At 70.8% G+C, this 23525-nt stretch carries 19 protein-coding genes; 16 read left to right on the top strand and 3 right to left on the bottom strand.

Annotation, left to right across the window (positions count from 1 at the left end; translation table 11 throughout):
• Positions 1-83: 83 nt before the first annotated feature.
• Entirely contained in the window at positions 84-1118 is a 1035-nt protein-coding gene (locus tag ACFWGP_RS00465; protein ID WP_376929891.1) for an NAD(P)-dependent alcohol dehydrogenase, read from the bottom strand.
• Between the two features lie 73 nt (positions 1119-1191).
• The gene (locus tag ACFWGP_RS00460; RefSeq protein ID WP_231429010.1) at positions 1192-2265 is read right to left on the bottom strand and encodes an NYN domain-containing protein; all 1074 of its coding nucleotides are present in this window, start codon (positions 2263-2265) and stop codon (positions 1192-1194) included.
• Between the two features lie 147 nt (positions 2266-2412).
• Here ACFWGP_RS00460 and ACFWGP_RS00455 point away from each other — a divergent pair, with 147 nt between their 5' ends.
• Positions 2413-3384 (top strand): aldo/keto reductase, encoded by a 972-nt coding sequence (locus ACFWGP_RS00455; RefSeq protein WP_231429009.1) that lies wholly within the window; start codon positions 2413-2415, stop codon positions 3382-3384.
• A 96-nt stretch (positions 3385-3480) separates the two neighbouring features.
• Complete coding sequence (locus ACFWGP_RS00450) at positions 3481-5070, top strand: serine hydrolase (RefSeq protein WP_376929890.1); 1590 nt, start codon at positions 3481-3483, stop codon at positions 5068-5070.
• A 24-nt stretch (positions 5071-5094) separates the two neighbouring features.
• On the opposite strand, the gene ACFWGP_RS00445 is transcribed toward ACFWGP_RS00450, so the two are convergent.
• Complete coding sequence (locus ACFWGP_RS00445; RefSeq protein WP_231429007.1) at positions 5095-6018, bottom strand: 2-hydroxyacid dehydrogenase; 924 nt, start codon at positions 6016-6018, stop codon at positions 5095-5097.
• Between the two features lie 49 nt (positions 6019-6067).
• Between ACFWGP_RS00445 and ACFWGP_RS00440 the strand changes: the two genes are divergently transcribed.
• The 14 genes from ACFWGP_RS00440 to ACFWGP_RS00375 all read left to right on the top strand — a co-directional run bounded on the left by ACFWGP_RS00440 (position 6068) and on the right by ACFWGP_RS00375 (position 23427).
• Positions 6068-6583, top strand: coding sequence for a hypothetical protein (locus tag ACFWGP_RS00440; RefSeq protein ID WP_376929889.1), 516 nt, complete (start codon positions 6068-6070; stop codon positions 6581-6583).
• Between the two features lie 109 nt (positions 6584-6692).
• Entirely contained in the window at positions 6693-8054 is a 1362-nt protein-coding gene (gdhA, locus tag ACFWGP_RS00435; RefSeq protein ID WP_275506041.1) for an NADP-specific glutamate dehydrogenase, read from the top strand.
• Positions 8055-8142: 88 nt separating this feature from the next.
• Complete coding sequence (locus tag ACFWGP_RS00430; RefSeq protein WP_231429004.1) at positions 8143-9192, top strand: LacI family DNA-binding transcriptional regulator; 1050 nt, start codon at positions 8143-8145, stop codon at positions 9190-9192.
• 177 nt (positions 9193-9369) lie between these two features.
• Positions 9370-10701 (top strand): ABC transporter substrate-binding protein, encoded by a 1332-nt coding sequence (locus ACFWGP_RS00425; RefSeq protein ID WP_231429003.1) that lies wholly within the window; start codon positions 9370-9372, stop codon positions 10699-10701.
• A gap of 103 nt (positions 10702-10804) precedes the next feature.
• Entirely contained in the window at positions 10805-11752 is a 948-nt protein-coding gene (locus tag ACFWGP_RS00420; RefSeq protein ID WP_376929888.1) for a carbohydrate ABC transporter permease, read from the top strand.
• Positions 11752-12696 (top strand): carbohydrate ABC transporter permease, encoded by a 945-nt coding sequence (locus tag ACFWGP_RS00415; RefSeq protein ID WP_275506043.1) that lies wholly within the window; start codon positions 11752-11754, stop codon positions 12694-12696. The genes ACFWGP_RS00420 and ACFWGP_RS00415 overlap by 1 nt, the downstream gene beginning before the upstream one ends.
• 68 nt (positions 12697-12764) lie before the next feature.
• Positions 12765-14276, top strand: a complete 1512-nt coding sequence (locus ACFWGP_RS00410) for an alpha-N-arabinofuranosidase (RefSeq protein ID WP_376929887.1) — start codon at positions 12765-12767, stop codon at positions 14274-14276.
• A gap of 43 nt (positions 14277-14319) precedes the next feature.
• A complete protein-coding gene (locus tag ACFWGP_RS00405; protein WP_376929886.1) occupies positions 14320-15615 on the top strand; it encodes a D-arabinono-1,4-lactone oxidase in 1296 nt (431 codons plus the stop codon).
• A 148-nt stretch (positions 15616-15763) separates the two neighbouring features.
• Entirely contained in the window at positions 15764-16792 is a 1029-nt protein-coding gene (locus ACFWGP_RS00400) for a LacI family DNA-binding transcriptional regulator (RefSeq protein ID WP_231428998.1), read from the top strand.
• Positions 16789-18351 (top strand): sugar ABC transporter ATP-binding protein, encoded by a 1563-nt coding sequence (locus ACFWGP_RS00395; protein ID WP_376929885.1) that lies wholly within the window; start codon positions 16789-16791, stop codon positions 18349-18351. The genes ACFWGP_RS00400 and ACFWGP_RS00395 overlap by 4 nt, the downstream gene beginning before the upstream one ends.
• 196 nt (positions 18352-18547) lie before the next feature.
• Positions 18548-19540: an ABC transporter substrate-binding protein gene (locus tag ACFWGP_RS00390; protein ID WP_231428996.1), complete on the top strand. Its 993-nt coding sequence runs from the start codon at positions 18548-18550 to the stop codon at positions 19538-19540.
• 124 nt (positions 19541-19664) lie between these two features.
• Positions 19665-21293 (top strand): sugar ABC transporter ATP-binding protein, encoded by a 1629-nt coding sequence (locus ACFWGP_RS00385; RefSeq protein WP_376929884.1) that lies wholly within the window; start codon positions 19665-19667, stop codon positions 21291-21293.
• The gene (locus tag ACFWGP_RS00380; protein WP_376929883.1) at positions 21290-22375 is read left to right on the top strand and encodes an ABC transporter permease; all 1086 of its coding nucleotides are present in this window, start codon (positions 21290-21292) and stop codon (positions 22373-22375) included. The genes ACFWGP_RS00385 and ACFWGP_RS00380 overlap by 4 nt, the downstream gene beginning before the upstream one ends.
• Positions 22372-23427, top strand: a complete 1056-nt coding sequence (locus ACFWGP_RS00375) for an ABC transporter permease (protein ID WP_231428993.1) — start codon at positions 22372-22374, stop codon at positions 23425-23427. Before ACFWGP_RS00380 ends, ACFWGP_RS00375 begins: the two co-directional genes overlap by 4 nt.
• Positions 23428-23525 lie beyond the last annotated feature (98 nt).

Genomic DNA, 23525 nt, shown 5'->3' with positions numbered 1-23525 from the left:
CGCCATGAATCAGGTACGACGCGCTGAGGTGGGTTCAAACCGACCTCAGCGCGCCGAACCCACCTCAGCGCGGAACGGCCCCGTCAGGGAACGACGACCGCGCGCCCGCGCAGAGTGCCGTCGTGCAGGCGCCGGTACGCCTCGGGGGCGTCGTCGAGCGAGAAGCGCTCGGTCTCGATCTTGACGAGACCCGCGCGGGCGAGATCGAACACCTCGAAGAGCTCGGCGCGCGAACCCCAGTACGGCGAACGCACGGTCGCGTCGTACGGCGTCATGAGCATGCCGGCGGGCAGCATGCCGGCCCCGACGCCCACGAGGACCTGGTCGCCCTCGACCGCGAGCATCGCGTGGCCCGCGTCGAGCGTCGGCTGGATCGCGACGAAGTCGAACACGGCGGCGGCGCCCTTGCCTCCCGTGAGCTCCTTGACCCGCTCGGGCGCCTCTGCGTCGGACGGGAACACGTGATGCGCGCCCACCTCGGTCGCGAGGCGCAGCTTGTCCTGGCTCACGTCGAAGGCGATGACCGTCGCCGGCGTGAGCGCGCGCAGGATCTGGATCGCGACGTGGCCGAGCCCGCCCGCGCCGATGACGACGGCGGTCGAGCCGGGCACGAGCTTCGGCAGCGACATCTTGATCGCGTGGTACGGCGTGAGCCCCGCGTCGGTGAGGGCCACGTGCTCGACCGGGTCGAGGTCGCCGAGCGGCAGCAGGAACCGGGCGTCGGGCACGACGAGGAACTCGGCCATCGCGCCCGGGGAGCCGAGCCCGGGCGGGCGGATGCCGAGCTCGGCGGCGCGCTCGCAGTAGTTCTCCTTGCCCTGCGCGCACTGCACGCAGCGGCCGCAGCCCCACGGACCGTAGACGGCGACCGCTTCGCCGACCTCGAGCCCGGTGACGCCCTCGCCGAGCTTGTCGACGACACCGGCGCCTTCGTGCCCGAGCGTGAGCGGCAGGCCGTAGACGTACTGCTCCTCATTCAGCCCCATGATGAAGCTGTCGGAGTGGCAGGCCCCGGCCGCGGTCACCCTGATGCGCACCTCGCCCGGTCCGGGCTCGGGCGTCGCGATCTCGACCACCTCGGGCGGCTGCCCGATCGTGCGGTACTGCAGTGCCTTCATCTTGCTTCCCCCTTCGTATGACCTCGTCCGCCGGTTGAGGAGCCGACGACGGAGGCGTCTCGGAACCCCGCCCTCAGTCCTTGTTCGTGCGGATGCGCACGCGCCCCCGGCCCGTCTCGTCGAGCTCGACGACGCCGCCGCGCGACTTCAGGAACTCGCTGAACGAGGCGAATCCCAGACGCCGCTCCTGGAACGACGGGTCCATGCGCAGCATCTGGTTCTTCACGGCACTCGAGGACTGCCACTCCTCGTCGTTCTTCGACCGCAGCAGCTCGATCGCCTTGAGCAGCAGTCGACCGGGGTTGCGCGGGCTGCCGGTCGCCTCGTCGGGAACGTGGTCGGTCGGGGCGACGAACTGGATGACGCGCGCCGACGGCCGCTCGGCGGGCTCCGCCGGCGTCTCGTCCGCCTCGGCCGCGCTCTTCGCGTCCTCCTTCGGCTGGCTCCTCGCCCTCCGGCTGCTGCGGGGGGATGCCTCGGGCGCGGCGTCGGCCGCGGCATCCGGCTGCTTCGTGCTCGCCCTGCGGCGCCGCGGCGCCGCCTCGGGTGCGCGCTCGACGACGTCGGCCTCGTCGTCGACCGCGGCGTCGGTCGAGAGCAGCGCGTCGTAGTCGGCGAACTCGTCGACCGCGGCGGTGAGGGCGCGGCTCGTGCCGCCGGCGACGCCGATGCCGACGACGTATCGGCCGAGCCGCTTCGCCTTCTGCGCGAGCGCGACGTAGTCGGAGTCGCCCGCGACGATCACGATGTGCGTGAGGTCGTCGATGCGGAACATGTCCTCCACCGCGTCGACCGCGAGGCGGATGTCGGCGCCGTTCTTCGTCGCCGAGAGCGGGAAGAGCTGCACGAGGTCGACGGCGCGGTCGATGAGCTGGCCGCGGTAGCTCGCGTTCACGGGGGTCGACCAGTCGGCGTAGGCGCGGGCGATCGCGATCGTGCCGAACGTCGCGGCGAAGTCGAGTACCGCGTCGATGTCGACCGTCGCCTCGCGGAGCTTCTCGGCCGTCTTGGTGCCGGCGGTGGGCGCCTTCGAGCGCGAGGTGTCCTTGCGGTAGGCGAAGTCGCCGTGGAGCTGGTCGTACCGCGAGATGACGATGTTGTCGAAGTCGAAGTAGAGGGCCACGCGGGGTTCTGCCGAAGCGGGCATGTCGACCTTCCGTCGGTTGCGTCACCTTCGAGCCTATGCCCGCCCGCGCCGATCGCACACGCGTCATCGTGCGCAACACGGGGAATACCCGGCCGACGCCGTCGTTGTCCTCCGGTGCCGACGACCGTTCCGACCACGAGGAGCCCCATGACCGACGCCACCGCCACCGCCTTCCGCCGCCCCATCGGCGCGTCCGATCTCGAGGTCGCCCCGCTCGCGCTCGGCACGAACGTCTTCGGCTGGACCGCAGACCGCGACGCCACCTTCGCGGTGCTCGACGCCTTCACCGCCGGCGGCGGGAACTTCCTCGACACCGCCGACGGGTACTCCCACTGGGTGCCCGGCAACACCGGCGGCGACAGCGAGCGGCTCATCGGCGAGTGGCTCGCGTCGCGCGGAGCGCGCGACGACGTCGTCATCGCGACCAAGGTGAGCACGCACCCCGAGTTCACGGGCCTCGCGGCGGCGAACATCCGGGCGGCCGCGGATGCCTCGCTGCAGCGTCTCGGCACCGACGTCATCGACCTCTACTACGCCCACTTCGACGACGCCGCGGTGCCGCTCGAGGAGACGGTCGGCGCGCTCTCCGAGCTCGTCGACGCGGGCAAGGTGCGCGCGATCGGCATCTCGAACTACACGCCCGAGCGCATCGACGAGTGGTTCCGGGTGACCGAGGCGAACGACTTCCATCGCGCCGTCGCCCTGCAGCCGCACTACAACCTCGTCGAGCGCGACTTCGAGGCCAACGGGCTGCGCGAGCGCGCGGAGCGCGAGGGGCTCGCGGTCTTCCCGTACTTCTCGCTCGCGAAGGGCTTCCTCGCCGGCAAGTACCGCACCGAGGCCGATGTCACCGCCGAAGGGGCGAGCGTGCGCGCGGGCGGTGCCGCGCCGTACCTCGGCGAGCGGGGGAGCCGTGTGCTCGCGGTGCTCGACGAGGTCGCGGCCGCGCACGGGGCATCCGTCGCCTCGGTGTCGCTCGCGTGGCTCCGGCAGCAGCCGACCGTCGTCGCGCCCATCGCGAGCGCCCGCAGCGTCGAACAGCTCCGCGAGCTGCTCGACTCGATCCCGCTCGAGCTGACCGCGGCGGAGCTCGCGGGGCTCGCCGACGCGTCGGCCTGATCCGTGCGGCGGCACCGGATCGACCGCTAGGCTGCGCTCGTCGGTCCATGGGGGTCCGGGGCTCGGGGGAGCCCGGTGCGATGGGGGAGGAACGCCATGCGCGTCGTCCGAGGTGCCGCCGTTCCGGCGGTCGTGATCATCGCCGCGGCGCTCGCCGGGTGCACGGCGGCCGAACCGTACGCGCCGAGGATCGAGCTCGGCGACGCGCCGCCGGCCGACGCGGTCGAGCTCGCCGAGGGAGCCCTCGACCCCGCGCTCGAGTCGCTGCCGGGCCTCGTCGAACGCGTGCTCGACGAGACCGGCGTGCCCGGCGCCGCCGTCGCGGTCGTGCACGGTGGCGAGACGGTCTTCGCCGACGGGTTCGGGGTTCGGAAGGTCGGCGAGGACGACCCCGTCGACGCCGAGACGGTCTTCCAGGTGGCGTCGATGTCGAAGCCGATCGGGGCGACCGTCGTCGCGACGCAGGTCACCGACGGCGTCGTCGGCTGGGACACCCCCGTCGCGCCGCTGCTGCCCGGGTTCGCGCTCGCCGACCCGTGGGTGACGGAGCACCTCACCGTCGGCGACCTCTACGCCCACCGCTCGGGTCTGCCGCTCGCCGCGGGCGACGACCTCGAAGACCTCGGATACGACCGCGAATACGTCATCGACCACCTCCGGTACCAGCCGCTGAACCCGTTCCGCATCAGCTACGGCTACGCGAACTTCGGCATGACGGCGGGTGCCGAGGCGGTCGCGAACGCGGCCGGCGTCGACTGGGAGACGCTCTCCGAACGCGAGCTCTACGAGCCGCTCGGCATGACCTCGACGAGCTCCCGGCACGACGACTTCGTCGCCCGCGAAGACCGCGCCGCGCTGCACGCCCTCGTCGACGGCGAGTTCCAGCCCCTGTACGAGCGCGACCCCGACGCGCAGTCGCCCGCGGGCGGCGTGAGCTCGAACGTCGTCGACGTGGCGAAGTGGATGAGCTTCGTGCTGGCCGACGGCGTCGCCGACGGCGAGACGCTCGTCGACACCGCCGACCTGGCTGCGGCGATGCGCCCGCAGGTCACCTCTGCCCCGTCCGACGTGCCCGGCATGCGGTCGGGCTCGTACGGCTTCGGGTTCAACGTCGGCACCCAGACGAGCGGCCGCGCCACCGCCTCGCACTCCGGCGCATTCGTGCTCGGGGCGGGCACGAACTTCCAACTGGTGCCGTCGCTCGGGCTCGGCGTCGTCGCCCTCACGAACGGGGCGCCGGTCGGTGCCGCCGAGGCGATCGTGAGCGAGTTCCTCGACCTCGTGCAGTACGGCGCGTCGACGCGCGACTGGGTCGGGGCGTACGGGGCGGCCCTCGCGCACTACCGCGAGCCGGCCGGGGACCTCGTCGACCAGTCGCCCCCGGCGTCGCCCGCCGCGCCGTCGGAACCGCTCGAGTCGTACGCGGGCACCTGGTCGAACGAGTACTTCGGCCCGGCCGAGGTCGTGGTCGAGGACGGGTCGCTCGTCGTGCACCTCGGGCCCGACGGCGGCTACGAGGTGCCGCTCGAGCCGTGGGACGGCGACGTCCTCGCCTTCACCCCTGACGGTGAGAACGCGCCCGAGGGCTCGCGCTCCTCGGCGACGTTCGTGCTCGGCGGCGCCGGGTCGTCGACGATGACGCTGCAGTTCTTCGACGGCAACCACCTCGGCACGTGGTCGCGCTGACCGATCGTGCCGCTCGATGCGACGTCAGCTGCGCAGCACCACGTTCTCGGGCGCCTCGCCCCGCAGCATCCGCTCGATCTGGCGGCGCAGGAGCCGCGCCATGCGCGGCATCATCGCGGTCGACGCACCGCCCACGTGCGGCGTGACGAGCACGTTCGGCAGGGCGAAGAGCGGGTGGCCGTGGGGGAGCGGCTCGGGGTCGGTGACGTCGAGCGCGAACCGCAGCCGGCCGGTGCGGGCCTCGGCGAGGATCGCCTCGGTGTCGGCCACGCGGCCGCGGGCGACGTTCACGACGAGCGCGCCGTCGGGCAGCGCGGCGAGGAAGCCGGCGTCGACGAGCCCGGTCGTCGCGTCGCTGAGCGGCACGCCCACGACGACGACCTCGGCCTCGGGCAGCAGCGCCGGCAGCTCGTCGACCCCGTGGATGCGGCCGCGCTCGTCGTCGCGCGCGTGCCCGGCCACCCGGGTGATCTCGACCTCGAAGGGCTCGAGGCGGGCCTCGATCGCGCGGCCGACGCCGCCGTAGCCGACGATGAGCACGCGCCGGTCGGCGAGGCTCTCGTGCCGGGCGGGCGCCCAACGGCCGTCGGCCGCGGCACGCACGAAATCGGGGATGCCGCGCTGGCACGCCAGCACCATGCCGACCGCGAGCTCGGCGGTCGAGGGCTCGTGCACGCTCGCCGCGTTCGCGAACACGTGCCCGGGCGGCAGGGCGTCGGCGATGTCGTCGTAGCCGATCGACTGCGACTGCACGAGGCGCGTCGTCACCCCGGCGAGGGCTCCGAGCCGGTCGGAGGTGCCCATGTACGGCGGCACCACGATGTCGAGGTGCGCCGCGGGCGGCGGCGATTCGAGGTCCCACACGACGACCTCGACGCCGTCGGGCGGGGCGCCGAGCGCGTCGCGCAGGGTGGTGCCGGGCACTGAGACGGTGAGCGTGGCAGCCATGCTCCGATCCTCGCAGACCGCGCCGGGGCCGGGTGCTACCGTTCTGCGCATGGAGCACGGTCACGGTGAGGACCGTCCAGAGGACGAGCGGGGCGAGGCGCTGAAGGAGCGCGTCTACGCGACGTTCACGGGGCTCGCGATCGTGCTCGTGCAGCTCGGCAACGTCGAGCACGTCGACGCGACGCGTGCGGTCGTGACCCTCTTCGTCGGCATCGTCGCGATCACCGCCGCGGGCTTCGTCGCCGGGGTGATCGCGCACCTCGCCGTGCACAGCGCGTTCCCCGACCGCGCCGAGGTCGGCGGCATGCTCCGCGTCGCCGGGTCGGCCATCGCGTCGGCGGGCGTGCCGCTGGTGCTGCTCGCCCTCGCGGCGCTCGGGCTGCTCGACCTCGAGTTCGCGCTGCGCGCCGCGTCGATCGTGTACGTCGCGACGCTCGGCCTGATCGGGTACATCGCGGTGCGCCGCACCCGCGTCGCGTGGTGGAAGCAGCTCGTCGCACTCGGTGCGCTCATCGCCCTCGGCCTCGCCGTGGTCGGCCTGCAGCAGCTCGCGCACGGCCACTGACCCGCGGCCGCGTCACACTCGGCCGGGGCATCCGCGCCCGTGGGTATGGTGGAGAGCGCCGCGCGCGAGAGCACCACGTGGCCATCCGTTCGAACCTGAAGGAGCGCGCGTGACCGAGCCTCGCACCGCCATCGACGACGTCTACAGCCAGATCCTCGCCCGCAACCCGGGCGAGTTCGAGTTCCACCAGGCCGTGCGCGAGGTGTTCGGCTCGCTCGACCGCGTGCTCGAGCGCAACCCGCACTACGTGCAGGCGTCGATCCTCGAGCGCATCTGCGAGCCGGAGCGGCAGATCATCTTCCGGGTGCCGTGGGTCGACGACGCCGGGCGCGTGCAGATCAACCGCGGCTTCCGCGTGCAGTTCAACTCGGCGCTCGGGCCGTACAAGGGCGGCCTGCGGTTCCACCCGACCGTCGGCCTGGGCACGGTGAAGTTCCTCGGCTTCGAGCAGATCTTCAAGAACTCGCTCACCGGCATGCCGATCGGCGGCGGCAAGGGCGGCAGCGACTTCGACCCCAAGGGTCGCAGCGACGCCGAGATCATGCGGTTCTGCCAGTCGTTCATGACCGAGCTCTCACGGCACGTCGGCGAGTACCGCGACGTGCCCGCCGGCGACATCGGCGTCGGCGGTCGCGAGATCGGCTACCTCTTCGGCCAGTACAAGCGCATGACGAACCAGTACGAGTCGGGCGTGCTGACCGGCAAGGGGCTCACCTGGGGCGGCTCGCTCGTGCGCACCGAGGCGACCGGCTACGGCGCCGTCTTCTTCACCCAGCACATGCTCGAGACCCGCGGCCGTTCGTTCGACGGCGCCCGCGTGCTGGTCTCGGGCTCGGGCAACGTGGCCGTCCACGCGATCGAGAAGGTGCACGAGCTCGGCGGGCTCGTCGTCGGCGCCTCCGACTCGTCGGGCGCCGTGCACGACCCCGACGGCATCGACGTCGCCGTCCTCCGCGAGGTGAAGGAGGTGCGCCGCGAGCGCATCGAACGGTACGTCGCCGAGCGCGGCGGGCGCGCCGAGTTCGTCGCGGGCGCCACCGTGTGGGACCTCGCCGATCGCGGCCCGGTCCACGTCGCGCTGCCGTGCGCGACGCAGAACGAACTCGGCGAGGCGCACGCACGGGCGCTCGTCGCCGCGGGCGTCGTCGCCGTCGCCGAGGGCGCGAACATGCCAACGACGCCCGAGGCGATCGCGGTGCTGCGCGAGGCGGGCGTGCTGTTCGGGCCGGGCAAGGCGGCGAACGCGGGCGGCGTCGCGACGAGCGCGCTCGAGATGCAGCAGAACGCGTCGCGCGACTCGTGGAGCTTCGAGCACACCGAGGAGCGCCTCGCCGCGATCATGGCCGCGATCCACGAGCGCTGCGCGACGACCGCCGACGAGTACGGCGCGCCCGGCGACTACGTCGTCGGCGCGAACATCGCCGGCTTCATCCGCGTCGCCGACGCGATGCTCGCGCTCGGCGTGATCTGACGGTCCGGGACGGGGCGCCTCGCGGCGCCGCCCCTCCGGATCACAACGTTGTACAGTGACTCCATCCGGTTCGGCGAGGGAGGGCGCAATGGCGGTCACGCTGCACGACGTGGCCCGGCTCGCCGGGGTGTCGATCAAGACGGTCTCGAACGTCATCAACGACTACCCGCACATCCGCCCGGCGACGCGCGAGAAGGTCGAGCAGGCGATCGCCGAGCTCGGCTACACCCCGAACCTGACGGCGCGCAGCCTGCGGTCGGGTCGCACGGGCGCGATCGCCCTCGCCGTGCCCGATCTCGCGCTCGCCTACTTCGCCGAGCTCGCCGCGTCGGTGATCGCGGCGGCCGAGGCATCCGGCCTCGTCGTGCTCGTGGAGCAGACCGGCGGCGACCGCGACCGCGAGCTCGAGCTGCTGCGGAGCCCCCGGTTCAAGATGACCGACGGGCTGCTCTTCAGCGCGCTCGGCCTCGGACAGGACGATGCGGAGGTGCTCGACGTGCCGTACCCGCTCGTGCTGCTCGGCGAGCGGATCTTCGACGGCCCGACCGACCACGTGACGATGCAGAACGTCGCGGCGGCGCGCGCGGCCACCGAGCACCTCATCGCCGCCGGTCGCCGGCGCATCGCGGTGGTCGGCGTGCACGAGGGCGAGGTGATCGGCTCGGCCGGGCTGCGCCTGCGGGGCTATCGCGAGGCGCTCGAGGCGCACGGCATCGCGTTCGACGAGGCGCTCGTGGGGCCGTCGATGGCCTGGCATCGGGAGAGCGGTGCGCGGGCGATGCGCGAGATCCTCGCGCGCGGGGTGCCGTTCGACGCGGTCTTCGCGATGAACGACACGCTCGCGCTCGGCGCGATGCGTGCGCTGCTCGAGGCCGGAAGGCGGGTGCCCGACGACGTGGCGGTGATCGGGTTCGACAACATCGACGAGGCCCAGTACACGGTGCCGTCGCTGTCGACGATCGACCCGGGGCGCGAGTGGATCGCCAACACCGCGGTGGGCACGCTGCTCGAACGCATCGAGCGCGGCGACGCGGCCGGCGGGCCGCGCACCCTGCTCGCCGACTTCGCCGTCGTCGCGCGCGAGTCGGCGCCCGCGGTCGACCCTGTGCCGGCGGCGATCGCCGCAGTCGTCGGCTGAACACCGCACGCCGTACGTCCGTGCGAGGTTGACACGTCGCGACGGGCGCGGCATCATGTCCGTTACAACGTTTACGTACAACGTTGTAAAACAAGCGGATCCCCCCGACCGCGCCGACGTGGGCGCGGCGGCACCCAGAGACACCGGTGTCCCCACCGCGAGAGGAAGCACAGCACAATGAAGTCGAAGTTCCTGGCAGCGGGCGGCGTCGTCGCCGTCGCCGCAGCCGCGCTCACCGGCTGCTCGGCCGGCGGCGCCGAAGAGGCCTCCTGCACCAACAAGATCGTCAACGCCGACGCCACGCAGGTCAGCGTCTGGGCCTGGTACCCCGCGTTCGAAGACGTCGTCGACCTCTTCAACGAGAGCCACGACGACGTCCAGATCTGCTGGACGAACGCCGGGCAGGGCAACGACGAGTACACGAAGTTCTCGACCGCCATCGAGGCCGGCTCGGGCGCCCCCGACGTCATCATGCTCGAGAGCGAGGTGCTCTCGAGCTTCTCGATCCGCGACGCGCTCGTCGACCTCACCGAGTACGGCGCAGGCGACGTGCAGGCGGACTACACCGACGGCGCCTGGAAGGACGTCTCGAGCGGCGACGCCGTGTACGCCATCCCCGTCGACGGCGGCCCCATGGGCATGCTCTACCGCAAGGACATCCTCGACCAGTACGGCATCGCCGCCCCCACCACGTGGGACGAGTTCAAGGCCGCCGCGCAGGCCCTGAAGGATGCGGGCGCCCCCGGCGTGCTCGCCGACTTCCCGACCAACGGCCGCGCCTACAACCAGGCGCTCTTCGCCCAGGCCGGCTCGGTGCCGTTCGCCTACGACAACGCGAACCCGACCGAGATCGGCATCGACGTGAACGACGACGGCTCGAAGCAGGTGCTCGCCTACTGGGACGGGCTCGTGAAGGACGGCCTCGTCGCCACCGACGACGCGTTCACCGCCGACTACAACACCAAGCTCGTCGACGGCTCGTACGCGATCTACGTCGCCGCCGCATGGGGCCCCGGCTACCTGCAGGGCCTGTCCGACGCCGACAGCGACGCCGAGTGGCGCGCCGCACCGGTTCCGCAGTGGGACCCGGCGAACCCCGTGCAGATCAACTGGGGCGGCTCGACCTTCGCCGTGACGAGCCAGGCGAAGGACAAGGAGGCCGCAGCGACGGTCGCCAAGGAGATCTTCGGCACCGAGGAGGCGTGGAAGATCGGCATCGAGCAGGCCGCCCTCTTCCCGCTGTGGAAGCCGATCCTCGAGTCCGACTACTTCCGCGACCTCGAGTACCCGTTCTTCGGTGGGCAGCAGATCAACAAGGACGTCTTCCTCGAGGCCGCCGCCGGCTACCAGGGCTTCACGTTCAGCCCCTTCCAGAACTACGCCTACGACCAGCTGACCGAGGAGCAGTTCGCGATGGTGCAGGGCGAGAAGACCTCCGACCAGGCGCTCGACGACCTGCAGGCCTCGCTCGAGCAGTACGCGACCGAGCAGGGCTTCACGCTCGAGTGATCGGCGGGCGGATGCCTCGCGCCCATGCCGAGGCATCCGCCCGTGCCCCGCGCAACCGACCACGGACCCCGGCTTCCGACCGTCTCGACGAGGAGAACGAGCCATGACCACCCAGACCAGCGTCGCCGCCCCCGCGGTGCCGCGACGCCGCGCCCCGCGCGCCGGCGGATCCACCCTCCTGCGCCGACGGCAGCGCTGGGGCTGGCTCTTCGTCTCGCCGTTCCTCGCCGTCTTCGCGCTGCTGCTCGTGTTCCCCCTCGCCTACGCGTTCGGCATGAGCCTGTTCACGTCGACGCTCGCGACCGGCACCGAGTTCACCGGGCTCGGCAACTACGCGAAGGCGTTCACCGACCCGCTCTTCCTCGAGGGCATGCTGCGGGTGCTCGCGTTCGCCGTCGTGATGATCCCCGCGCAGCTCATCGTCGCGATCGCCGCGGCGCTCGTGCTCGACACCCTCGCGACGAAGCTCTCGAAGCTCTCGCGGCTGCTGATCTTCGCGCCGTACGCCATCCCCGGCGTCATCGGCGCACTCATGTGGAGCTTCCTGTACAGCCCCCGGTTCGGCCCGGGCGGCACGCTCTTCAACCTCGTCGGCCTGCCGACCCCCGACTTCCTCGCCCCGGGCACGATCTTCGGCAGCCTCGTGAACATCGTCACGTGGCAGTGGGCGGGCTACTACATGGTCGTGATCTACGCGGCCCTGCGCGCGATCGACCCGTCGATCTACGAGGCGGCCCGCATCGACGGCGCGAACGGCTGGCAGACGGCGCTGCGCATCAAGGTGCCGATGATCGGTTCGTCGATGGTCATGATCGTCATGTTCGCCCTCATCGGCACGCTGCAGTTCTTCACCGAGCCGGTTGTGCTGCGCAACGTCGCCCAGGGCGCGATCGACGCGGCGTACACGCCCAACATGTACGCGTACTCGCTCGCCTTCTCGTACAGCCAGTTCAACTACGCGTCGGCGATCGCGTTCTCGCTCGGTGCCCTCGTCTTCGCCGGCTCGTTCGTCTTCCTGTTCCTCACCCGCAAGCAGAGCGGACTGAAGTGATGTCGATCTTCACCCAGCGCCCGACCGAGGCGGCCGAGCCGCTCACCACCGCGACCGGGGTGCCCTCGCACGTCGACCGAAGCGCCAAGGGCCGCCGCCGCGCCGGCGGGCGGCGCATCGGCTCGCACGTCTTCCTCGTGATCCTCGCGATCTACTTCGTCGTGCCGATCTGGTGGCTCGTCGTCGCCTCGACGAAGGACACGGCAGGGCTGTTCTCGAGCCCGGCGTTCTGGTTCTCCGGCGACTTCTCGCTGTTCTCGAACATCGCCGAGCTGTTCACCCACCAGGGCGGCATCTACTGGCGCTGGCTCGGCAACTCGTTCCTGTACGCCTTCGCGGGCGGCATCGGCGCGACGATCCTCGCGATCCTCGCGGGGTACGGCTTCGCGAAGTACGACTTCCGGGGTCGCGGGGCGGTGTTCACGGTCGTGCTCGGCTCGGTCATGGTGCCGCTCACGGCCCTCGTCATCCCGACGTTCATGCTGCTCAGCCAGTACGGCATCATCAACACCCCGTGGGCCGTCATCCTGCCGAGCCTGCTCAGCCCGTTCGGCGTCTACCTGATGCGGGTCTACACGCAGGACGCGGTGCCCGACGAGATGCTCGAGGCGGCCCGCATCGACGGCGCCGGCGAGCTGCGCACCTTCTTCCAGGTCGCGCTGCCGCTGCTGCGCCCCGCGATCGTGACCGTGCTGCTGCTCTCGATCGTCGGCACGTGGAACAACTTCTTCCTGCCGCTCGCCGTGCTCACCGACCCGCAGCTGCTGCCCGTCACGGTCGGCCTCAACCGGTGGACGGCGCTCTCGAACGCCGGCGCCGGCGGCGAGCAGGTGTGGAACCTCATCACCTCGGGCGCCTTCATCTCGGTGCTGCCGCTCATCCTCTCCTTCCTCTTCCTGCAGCGCTACTGGCAGGGCGGCCTCTCGGTCGGCTCGATCAAGTAGCACTCGACGAACGGGCGGTGCCGAGGCGACCGCCCCCTTGAACCGAACACGAAACAGAAAGCACCCGCATGCCCAGCGCACACCTCACCATCGACCCGCACTTCGAGGTCGGCCGCATCGACCGCCGCGTCTTCGGCGGCTTCGTGGAGCACCTCGGCCGCCACGTGTACGACGGCATCTACGAGCCCGGTCACCCCGCAGCCGACGCGGAGGGCTTCCGCACCGACGTCGTCGAACTCGTCAGGGAGCTCGGCGTCTCGACCATCCGGTACCCCGGCGGCAACTTCGTGTCGGGCTTCCGCTGGGAGGACTCGGTCGGACCGCGCGAGGAGCGTCCGCGCCGGCTCGACCTCGCGTGGCACTCGACCGAGACCAACGAGGTCGGGCTGCACGAGTTCTCGTCGTGGCTCGACAAGGTCGGCTCGGAGCTCATGCTCGCCGTCAACCTCGGCACCCGCGGCACCCTCGAGGCGCTCGACCTGCTCGAGTACGCGAACCTCGCGGGCGGCACCGCCCTGTCGCAGCGCCGCATCGACAACGGCCGTACCGACGCGTTCGGCGTGAGGATGTGGTGCCTCGGCAACGAGATGGACGGCCCGTGGCAGCTCGGCCACCGCAGCGCCGACGACTACGGCAAGATCGCGTCGCAGACCGCGAAGGCGATGCGCCAGCTCGACCCGTCGATCGAGCTCGTCGTCTGCGGGTCGTCGAGTGCGCACATGCCGACCTTCGGCGAGTGGGAGCGGGTCGTGCTGACGCACGCCTACGACGACGTCGACTACATCTCGTGCCACGCCTACTACGAGGAGAAGGACGGCGACCTCGGCTCCTTCCTCGCGTCGGCCGTCGACATGGACGGCTTCATCGAGACCGTCGTCGCGACCGCCGACCACGTGAAGGCCGTGCGCGGCAGCGACAAGACCGTGAACATCTCGTTCGACGAGTGGAACGTCTGGTACCTCTCGCGGTTCCAGAACGTCGACAAGATCGAGGGCCTCGACAACTGGCCGGTCGCGCCGCGCCTGCTCGAGGACGTGTACTCGGTCGCCGACGCGGTCGTGTTCGGAAACCTCATGATCTCGCTGCTGAAGCACGCCGACCGGGTCACCTCGGCGAGTCTCGCCCAGCTCGTCAACGTCATCGCGCCGATCATGACCGAGCCCGGCGGACCTGCCTGGCGCCAGACGACGTTCTTCCCCTTCTCGATCACCTCGCGCCTCGCGCAGGGCGCGGCGCTCGAGCTGAAGCTCGACGCGCCGACGTACGAGACGAAGGAGTACGGCGTCGTGCCGCTCGTCGACGCGGTCGCGACGCACGACGCGTCGACGGGGCGTTCGGCGGTCTTCCTCGTGAACCGCTCGACGACCGAGGCGCTCGACGTGACCGTCGACGTCGCCTCGCTCGGCGACGTCTCGGTCCTCGAGTCGCACACGCTCGCCGACGAGGACGCGTACGCGAAGAACACCCTCGCCGAGCCCGAGCGGGTCGCGCCGCACGAGAACGACTCGGTGCGCATCGAGGGCGGCGCCCTCACCGTGACGCTGCCGCCGGTGTCGTGGACGGCGCTGTCGCTCGGGTGAACCGTGCGCAGCGGCGGGCGCGCCGACCCGTACGGTGGTGACCATGCGCACCAGTGAGGGCCGGCGGAACTGGGCCGGCAACCTCGGATATCGAGCGAGCCGGGTCGTGCGACCGCGCTCGGTCGCCGAGCTCCAGAATCTCCTCGCCGACCCGGGCTGGGTGGGCGGCGACCGGTTCCGCGCGCTCGGCTCGCGGCACAGCTTCAACGACCTCGCCGACACGGCCGGCACCCACATCGAGACCGACGGGCTGCCGGTCGAGGTCGATGCCGGCAGCGCGCCCGGGGCGGTGCGCATCTCGGGCGGACTGCGCTACGGCGCACTCGCCGAGGCGCTGCACGCGCGCGGGCTCGCCCTCGCGAACCTCGCCTCGCTGCCGCACATCTCGGTCGCGGGTGCGATCGCGACCGGCACCCACGGCTCGGGCGACCGGCTCGGTTCCCTCGCGAGCGCCGTGCGCGCGATCGCGATCGTCGGCGGCGACGGCGAGGTCCGGAGCCTTCGGCGCGGCGACGCCGACTTCGAGGGCGTGGTCGTGAACCTCGGCGCCCTCGGCGTGGTCGTCGCCCTCGAACTCGACGTCGAGCCGGCGTACGCGGTCGCGCAGCACGTCTTCGACGGGCCGCGGTGGGACGCCGTGCTCGACGGGTTCGACCGGGTCACCTCGCTCGCGACGAGCGTCAGCGTCTTCACGACATGGCAGCGCACCGACCGGGCCGACCTGCTCTGGCTCAAGCAGCGAGCGGATGCCTCGGGGCCGGGTGCCGACGGCGAGGCATCCGCGTTCATCGCCGGCACGCTCGGGGCGACGGCCGCCGCAGCGCCACGCCATCCCGTGCCGGGCGGTGACGCGCGAGCGACGACCGAGCAGCTCGGGGCGCCCGGCCCGTGGCACGAGCGGCTGCCGCACTTCCGGCTCGCATTCACGCCCTCCGCGGGAGAGGAGCTGCAGTCGGAGTACCTCGTGCCGCGCCGTGACGCGGTCGCCGCGATCGAGGCCGTGCGCTCGCTCGCCGACCGCGTCGCGCCGCTCCTCCACGTGTGCGAGATCCGCACCGTCGCGGCCGACCGCCTGTGGCTGAGCTCGTCGTACGGGGTCGACGCCGTCGGCATCCACTTCACGTGGCGGCGCGAGCAGGCGGCCGTCGAGGCGCTGCTGCCGCGGATCGAGGCGGCCCTGCCGGCGACCGCGCGTCCCCACTGGGGCAAGCTCTTCGCGCTGCCCGGCGAGGAGGTGGCCAGCCGGTACCCGCGCTGGCGCGACTTCGCCGTACTGCGGGAGCGATTCGATCCCGAGCGCCGTTTCGTGAACTCCTACCTGGAGCGGCTCGGGCTCTGAACCGCCCTGCCGAGTCCTGCGACACCTCCGGCAACCGTCCATCCCGCACGGTGTGCGGGATGGACGGAGCGAATAGTCTGGTCCCGTCGGCTCGCGGATGCGCGGCCGAGGTCCGGCGCATCTGCGCTCCCGAGGCAGGAGATCGGTGGTGAGCGGCATCGAGGTAGGTGAGCGCCCCGAGAAGCTCGGCATCCGCGAGGTCGCCGCGCTCGCCGGGGTATCGCACATGACGGTCTCGCGTGTGCTCAACGGGCATCCCGGGATTCGGCCGTCGACCCGCCAGCGCGTGCTCGATGTCGTGCGCGAGCTCGATTTCAAGCCGAATAGCGCAGCCCGGGCCCTCGCGACCCAGCGCACCCAGCGCATCGGCGTCATCGTCGACAGCGCGGTCGAGTTCGGGCCGACGAGCACGTTGCGCGGACTCGAGCTCGCGGCCCGGTCGAGCGGCTACTCCGTGACCTCCGTCGCGATGCAGGACGACGCGAACCTCACCCCCGAGGCGGCCGTCGGCCACCTCATCGCGGAGGGCGTCGACGCGCTGTGCGTCGTGGCCCCGCGCTCCTCGTCGGTGACGGCGCTGCGCAGCATCTCGATCGACGTGCCGGTGCTCGTCGTCAAGGCCGCGAAGGATCCGACCTTCCTCACGGTCAGCGTCGACCAGCAGCTTGGAACGATGCTCGCCGTCGATCACCTCGTGTCGCTCGGCCACCGCGACATCCTGCATCTCGCCGGCCCGCTCGACTGGCTCGACGCCCGTGGCCGCGAGCGTGCGTTCCACACCCGCATCGAGGAATGGGGACTCAAGGCGCGCCCGATCGTCGTCGGCGACTGGACGGCCGACTTCGGCTACGAGTACGCGGCCGGGCTGAAGGGGGTGCCCGACTACACCGCGATGTTCGTTGCGAACGACGAGATGGCGCTCGGGGTCGTGCACGGCTTCCACGACCGCGGCATCCGCGTGCCCGACGACGTCAGCGTCGTCGGCTTCGACGACCTGCCGTTCTCCCGCCACTTCATCCCACCGCTGACGACCGTCAGGCAGGACTTCCACGCACTCGGCACCAAGGCGATGGAGGTGCTCCGGGCTGCGCTCGAGGGGCGAGAGATACCGCAGCGCTCGAAGATCGCGAGCGAACTGGTCGTTCGGTCGTCGACCGCGCCGCCGAGGTCGACATGACCGCGACGGATGCCTCGCCGTCGCGGGTCGCCGACGAGCGGCCCGTCGTCGAGATGATCGGCGTCACGGTAGAGATCGAGGGGAGGCCGGTGCTGCATGAGGTCGATCTGCGGCTCTACCCGGGCGAAGTGCATGCGCTCATGGGCGGCAACGGCGCCGGCAAGTCGTCGCTCGTCAAGGCGCTGACCGGCGCGTACCGCATCGGCGGCGGTGAAGTGAGGATCGCGGGGGAGAGCGTTTCGCTCGCCGGACCCGGTGCGGCGGAATCCGCCGGGATCGCCGCGGCGTTCCAGGACGTCGACCTCTGCGTCAACCTCTCCGTCGCCGAGAACGTCATGATCGGCCACGAGGAGCGCCGCTGGTACGGCATCGCCTGGGGCGCGACCCGGCGGCGTGCCGTGTCGGTGCTCGAAGAACTCGGCTTGGGGGGCCTCGACCCGCGCAGCGCCGTCGCGACGCTCGCGCCGGCGATGCAGCAGCTCGTCGCCATCGCGCGAGCGATGGTGACCCACCCCAAGGTGCTCGTGCTCGACGAACCCACGTCGAGCCTCGACGCCGACGAGGTCGCGACGCTCTTCCGCGCGCTGCGCAGGCTGCGCGACCAGGGCGTGGCCATCCTGTTCGTCTCGCACTTCCTCGAACAGGTCTATGCGATCAGCGATCGCATCACCGTGCTGCGCGACGGGCGCGGTCAGGGCGAGTACGCGACACGCGAGCTCGATCGCGCCGTGCTGATCTCGAAGATGATCGGCAAGGACCTCACGGAGTTGCGGCGCATCGGATCGGAGCGGCGCGCGCACCGCGCCGACCCGACCGGGGAGCCCCTCTACCAGGCAGCCGGCGTCGGGCGGCGCGGCGAGTTCGCGCCGACCGACCTCGAGCTGCACCGGGGTGAGATCGTCGGACTGGGCGGCCTGCGCGGCTCCGGTCGCAGCGAGCTCGGGCAGCTGCTCGCGGGGGTCGTCCGGCGGGACTCGGGCACGATCCGCGTGGACGGGCGGGAGGCCGCCCTGCCCAACCCGGCAGCGGCCCTTCGCCGCCGTGTCGCGTTCGCGAGCGAGGACCGCCGGGACGGCGGCATCATCGAAGAGCTCAGCGTGCGCGAGAACATCATCCTCGCGCTGCAGGGCATCCGCGGCTGGGCGAGGCCGATCTCGCGCGCGGAGCGGGATGCGCTCGTCGATCGGTTCATGGAGTCGCTCGCCATCGTCGCCCCGGGGCCGGATGCGCCCGCGCGGCAGCTCTCGGGCGGCAACCAGCAGAAGGTGCTGCTCGCGAGATGGCTCGCCACGCGGCCGCACGTGCTCGTGCTCGACGAACCGACCCGCGGTGTCGACATCGCGGCGAAGGTCGAGCTCCAGGCCGTCGTCGCCGAGCTGGCGCGCGAGGGGGTCGCCGTCGTCTTCATCTCGTCCGAGCTCGACGAGGTGGTGCGGTTGAGCGATCGCATCGTGATCCTCAAGGACCGCCGCAAGATCGGCGAGGTGAGCAACGGCCCGGGGCTCAGCGTCGACACGATCATCGAGATGATCGCGGCCGACACCGACGACGACGCGTAACCCCAGCCTGCCGCTCGATTTCCGACGTGTGTCCAGAACGTTATGTTCCCGGGAACATTTTGTATTGCGCGGACGTTTCTGTTCCCGGTAACATCGCCGCGTGGCCACGCATCGAGCGTCGCTGCAATCACTCGAAATCCCGCGCGAGCGGGGAGCTAGCCGGCGCATCGGTGCCGGGTCTCAAGGAGGAGATCTCATGTCAGTTCAGAGGCGATTCACGAAGTTCCTCGGCCTGGCGGCCGTCGGCGCGATCAGCATCGGCCTCGCGGCCTGCTCGAGCGGCGGCGGCAGCGCGGAGGCCGGCGACGACGACCTCACCACCGTCGGCTTCGTCGCCGTCGGCCCCGAAGGGGCGTGGCGCGAAGCCAACGAGAAGAACATCCAGGAGACGTTCACGAAGGACGCCGGCTTCGACCTGAAGTACGCTCCGGCCACCAACCTCGACCAGAAGTCGCAGATCGACGCGTTCACGTCGTTCGTCGACGAGGGCGTCGACGTCATCCTGCTCTCGGCCACCGAGGCGTCCGGCTGGGAGGACTCGCTCTCCCGCGCACAGGAAGCCGAGATCCCCGTGATCCTGCTCGACCGCGGCATCGAGCCCGACGACACGAGCCTGTACGTGACCCGCATCGCACCGGACAACGTCGAGGTCGCGAAGGAGGTCGGCGCCTGGGCGGTCGAGACGTTCCCGGACGGCGGCAACTACATCACGCTCGAGGGCCCGGCCGGCGTCGGCGTCGTGAACGAGCGCAACGAGGGCTGGGACGCCTCGGTCGACGGCTCGAAGCTCGTCGAGGTCGCCGCGCAGACCGCCAACTGGTCGGCCGAGGAGGGCAAGAGCGTCACCGAGACGCTGCTCAAGGCGAACGGCAACGACATCCAGCTGATCTTCGCGCAGAACGACGAGATGGGCCTCGGCGCTGCGCAGGCCGTCGAAGAGGCCGGCCTGAAGCCCGGCGTCGACGTCAAGATCGCCACGATCGACGGCACCGCCGCGGCCATGGAAGCGCTCGCGAACGGCCAGCTGAGCTACGTGCACGAGTACAACCCGCTGTTCGGCGAGACCGCGCTCGACGTCGTGGAGAAGACCCTCGCGGGCGACTCGGTCGAGTCGTACATCATCGTGCCGAGCGAGGCGTTCGACTCGCCCGAGGCGGCCCAGGCCGTCCTCGCCGACCGCAAGTACTGACCAGCCGACGGCGCCGTCTCCCTCGGCGCGCTGCACATGCGGTGCGGGGTCAGCCCGATGGCGGCCCCGCACCGCTGCCCACCGAGACGTCGGCCGCTGCGGCCGGGTACAGGATGCGAACGTAATGACTGAAGCACTGCCCATCGTCGAGATGCGCGACATCTCGATCGAGTTCCCGGGCGTCAAAGCGCTGGACGGGGTCGACTTCCGCCTCTTCCAGGGCGAAGTCCATGCGCTGATGGGCGAGAACGGCGCCGGCAAGTCGACGCTCATCAAGGCGCTCACGGGCGTCTACCGGATCGACGGCGGTTCGATCGTCGTCGCCGGCCAGGAACGCCAGTTCAACGGCACGGCGGATGCGCAGCATGCGGGCATCTCGACCGTGTACCAGGAGGTGAACCTGGTCACCAACCTCACGATCGGCGAGAACGTCATGCTCGGGCACGAGGTGCGCGGCACGTTCGGCGTCAACTGGAAGGCCACCCACACGGCCGCGACCGAGGCGCTCGCCCGGCTCGGACTCGGGCACCTCGACACCCACAAGCCCCTCTCCACGCTGTCCATCGCCATGCAGCAGCTCGTCGCGATCAGCCGCGCGATGGCGATCAAGGCGAAGGTCCTCATCCTCGACGAGCCGACCTCGAGCCTCGACGCGGCAGAGGTCGAGGGCCTGTTCCGCGTCATGCGGACCCTGCGCGACGAGGGCGTCGCCATCCTCTTCGTCTCGCACTTCCTCGATCAGGTCTACGCGATCAGCGATCGCATCACGATCCTGCGCAACGGCCGCTACGAGGGCGAGTACCTCGCGCGAGAGCTCGACCGGCACGCACTCATCTCGACGATGATCGGCAAGGACCTGAACGTGCTCTCCTCTCTCGGCGGCAACCGCCGCGTCGAGGAGCGCGACTACGCGGCGGAGGAGCCGCTGCTCGCAGCGAAGGGGATCGGCCGTCGCGGTTCGATCGAACCGACCGACCTCGACATCCACCCCGGCGAGGTCGTCGGGTTCGCAGGCCTCCTCGGGTCGGGCCGCACCGAGCTCGCCCGACTGCTCTACGGCGCGGACCGCCTCGACGAGGGCTCCATCACGCTGCGGGGCGAGCACGTCGACATCAAGAATCCCGCCGACGGCCTCGGCAGGCGCATCGCCTTCTCGACCGAGAACCGGCGCGATGAGGGCATCATCGGCGATCTCACGATCCGCGAGAACATGATCCTCGCGGTGCAGGCCGAGCGCGGCTGGGCGCGCCCGATGTCGCGCAAGGAGCAGGACGAGATCGTCGACCGGTACGTCAGCGCGCTCAACGTGCGGCCCGCCGACCCGAACCGCCTCATCAAGAACCTCTCGGGCGGCAACCAGCAGAAGGTGCTGCTCGGCCGGTGGCTCGCCACGAAGCCCGACCTGCTCATCCTCGACGAGCCCACGCGGGGCATCGACGTCGGCGCGAAGGCCGAGATCCAGGAGGCCGTCGCCCGGCTCGCCGAAGACGGCGTCTCGGTCGTGTTCATCTCCTCGGAGCTCGAAGAGGTCGTGCGACTCAGCGAACGCATCGTGGTCCTGAAGGATCACCAGAAGATCGGCGAGATCGTGAACGGCCCCGACGTGACGGCGCAACAGGTCGTCGACGTCATCGCCGCGCACGGGGTCGACGCCGCCGCTCGCAGTGGCATCATCGATGCCGAGGACGACGCGCACCCGACCGCCTCGACCGACGACGGGCAACTGCCCGAGCTGACGGAGGAACACTCATGAGCACCGCCGCTCGATCCACCTGGCTGCACGACCTCGTGCGCAAGCCGTTCTTCTGGGGCGTGGTGGCGATCATCGCCCTCCTGCTGCTCAACGTCATGAAGGACCCGACGTACCTGGCGATCTCGGTCAACCCCGACAACGGCAACCTGGTCGGCAACCTCGTCGACATCCTCCGCGCCTCGGCGCCGATCCTCATGATCGCGGTGGGCATGTCGCTCGTGATCGCCACCGGTGGCATCGACCTCTCGGTCGGATCGGTGATGGCGGTCTCCGGCGCGGTCGCGATGGTGTTCATGAAGGACGCCGGACAGTCGGGTTCCCTCGGCGTCGCCCTCGGCGCCATCGGGCTCGCGCTCGCCGTGAGCGCCGTGCTCGGCGTCGTGAACGGCGTGCTCGTCGCCTACATCGGCCTGCAGCCGTTCATCTCGACCCTCATCATGATGCTCGCAGGGCGGGGCATCGCGAAGGTGATCACGGAGGGGCAGAACACGTCGGCGACGAACGATCCGTTCCGCTGGCTCGCGAACGGCTTCATCGTCGGCCTCCCCGTGGTGTTCCTCCTCGCACTCGCGATCGTCGGGCTCGTCGGGCTCGTGGTCCGCCGCAGCGCCCTCGGCCTCATGATCGAGGCGATCGGCATCAACCCCAAGGCGAGCCGCATGGCCGGCATCCGACCGAGCGGACTGCTGCTGACCGTCTACGTGCTGAGCGCCGTGCTCGCCGGTATCGCCGGCATCATGTCGGTCGGCACCGTGATGACGGTGGACGTCTCGCGAACCGGCTACCAGATGGAGCTCGACGCGATCCTCGCGGTCGTCATCGGCGGCACGTCCCTGTCGGGCGGCAAGTTCTCGATCGGCGGCGCAGTGGTCGGCGCCCTGCTCATCGCGACGCTCGACAAGACCGTCGTCTTCCTCGGCGTCTCGTCGTCGGCGACGCCGGCGTTCAAGGCGATCGTCATCGTCGTGCTCTGCCTGCTGCAGTCCGACCGGGTGCGCGGCTGGTTCGTGCAGCGTCGGAAGCCTCCGAAGGAACGACCGGTTCCGAACGCCGTCACCGCGAGAGAAGAGGTGTCGGCATGACCGCACTGCAGTCCCCCCGCCTCGAGCCCCAGGTCGAGGCATCCCCGCACTCGCGACTGTGGGAACGCGTGAAGCGCGTCGTCGCGTCGAACCCGTCGGTGCTGCCGACGGCCGCGGCCATCGTGATCTTCATCGGCATGGTGATCTACGGCGAGGTGGCCTACGGGCGCATCGTGCAGTACAACACCCTGTCGAACCTGCTCATCAACAACGCGCACCTCATCATCCTCGCGGTGGCGATGACGTTCGTGATCCTCACCGGCGGCATCGACCTGTCGGTCGGCTCGGTGATCGCGCTGTCGAGCGTCGCAGGCGTCATGCTCTCGAACGCGGGATGGAACCCGTGGGTCGTGATCGTGCTGATGATCCTCATCGGCACCGCGTTCGGCCTCGCGAGCGGCATCCTCATCCAGTACTTCAACGTGCAGCCGTTCATCGCGACGCTCGCCATGATGTTCCTGGGGCGCGGCCTCGCATCGCTGCTCAGCACGAGGCCCGAGCGGCTCGCCGACGACTCGCCGATCCTCTGGCTCGGCGAGCAGCTCAAGGTCATCGACGGCGAGAAGGTGAACGACGTCGTCATCACGCCGGGCGTCATCATCGCCGTGCTGGTCGTCATCGTCGCGTTCTTCGTGCTCCACCGCACCCGCACGGGCCGCACCGTCTACGCGATCGGCGGCTCGGAGAGCTCGTCGTCGCTCATGGGCCTCGCGGTGCCGCGCACGAAGGTGCTCGTGTACGTCATCAGCGGGACGCTCGCGGGCGTCTCGGCGGTCGTGTACACCTCGCGCCTCGGCATCGCGCAGAACATCACCGGCATCGGGTGGGAGCTCGACGCGATCGCCGCGACCGTCATCGGCGGCACACTGCTCACGGGCGGCTACGGCTACGTGCTGGGCTCGGTCGTCGGAGCCCTCGTGCTCGGGCTGATGAACGTGCTCATCACCCGCGACGGCGGCATCCCGCCCGAGATGACGACGATCATCACCGGCGGCATCCTGCTCGTGTTCGTGCTCCTGCAGCGCCTCGTGCTCATGCGCCGGCGGACGTAGCCGACACGCTCGGTTCCCGGCGATCTCGTCGACGGCACCTCCCCGCACACCCACAAGCCCGATTGGGGCCGGCCGCAGTCGGTTCACGCGAACCGACT

Origin of the sequence: Agromyces sp. NPDC127015 (genome assembly GCF_042725165.1) — a bacterium.
GTDB classification, from domain to species: Bacteria; Actinomycetota; Actinomycetes; order Actinomycetales; family Microbacteriaceae; genus Agromyces; species Agromyces chromiiresistens.
The sequence above is the reverse complement of the archived record's forward strand: the minus strand, read 5'-3'. Positions and strand labels throughout refer to the sequence as shown.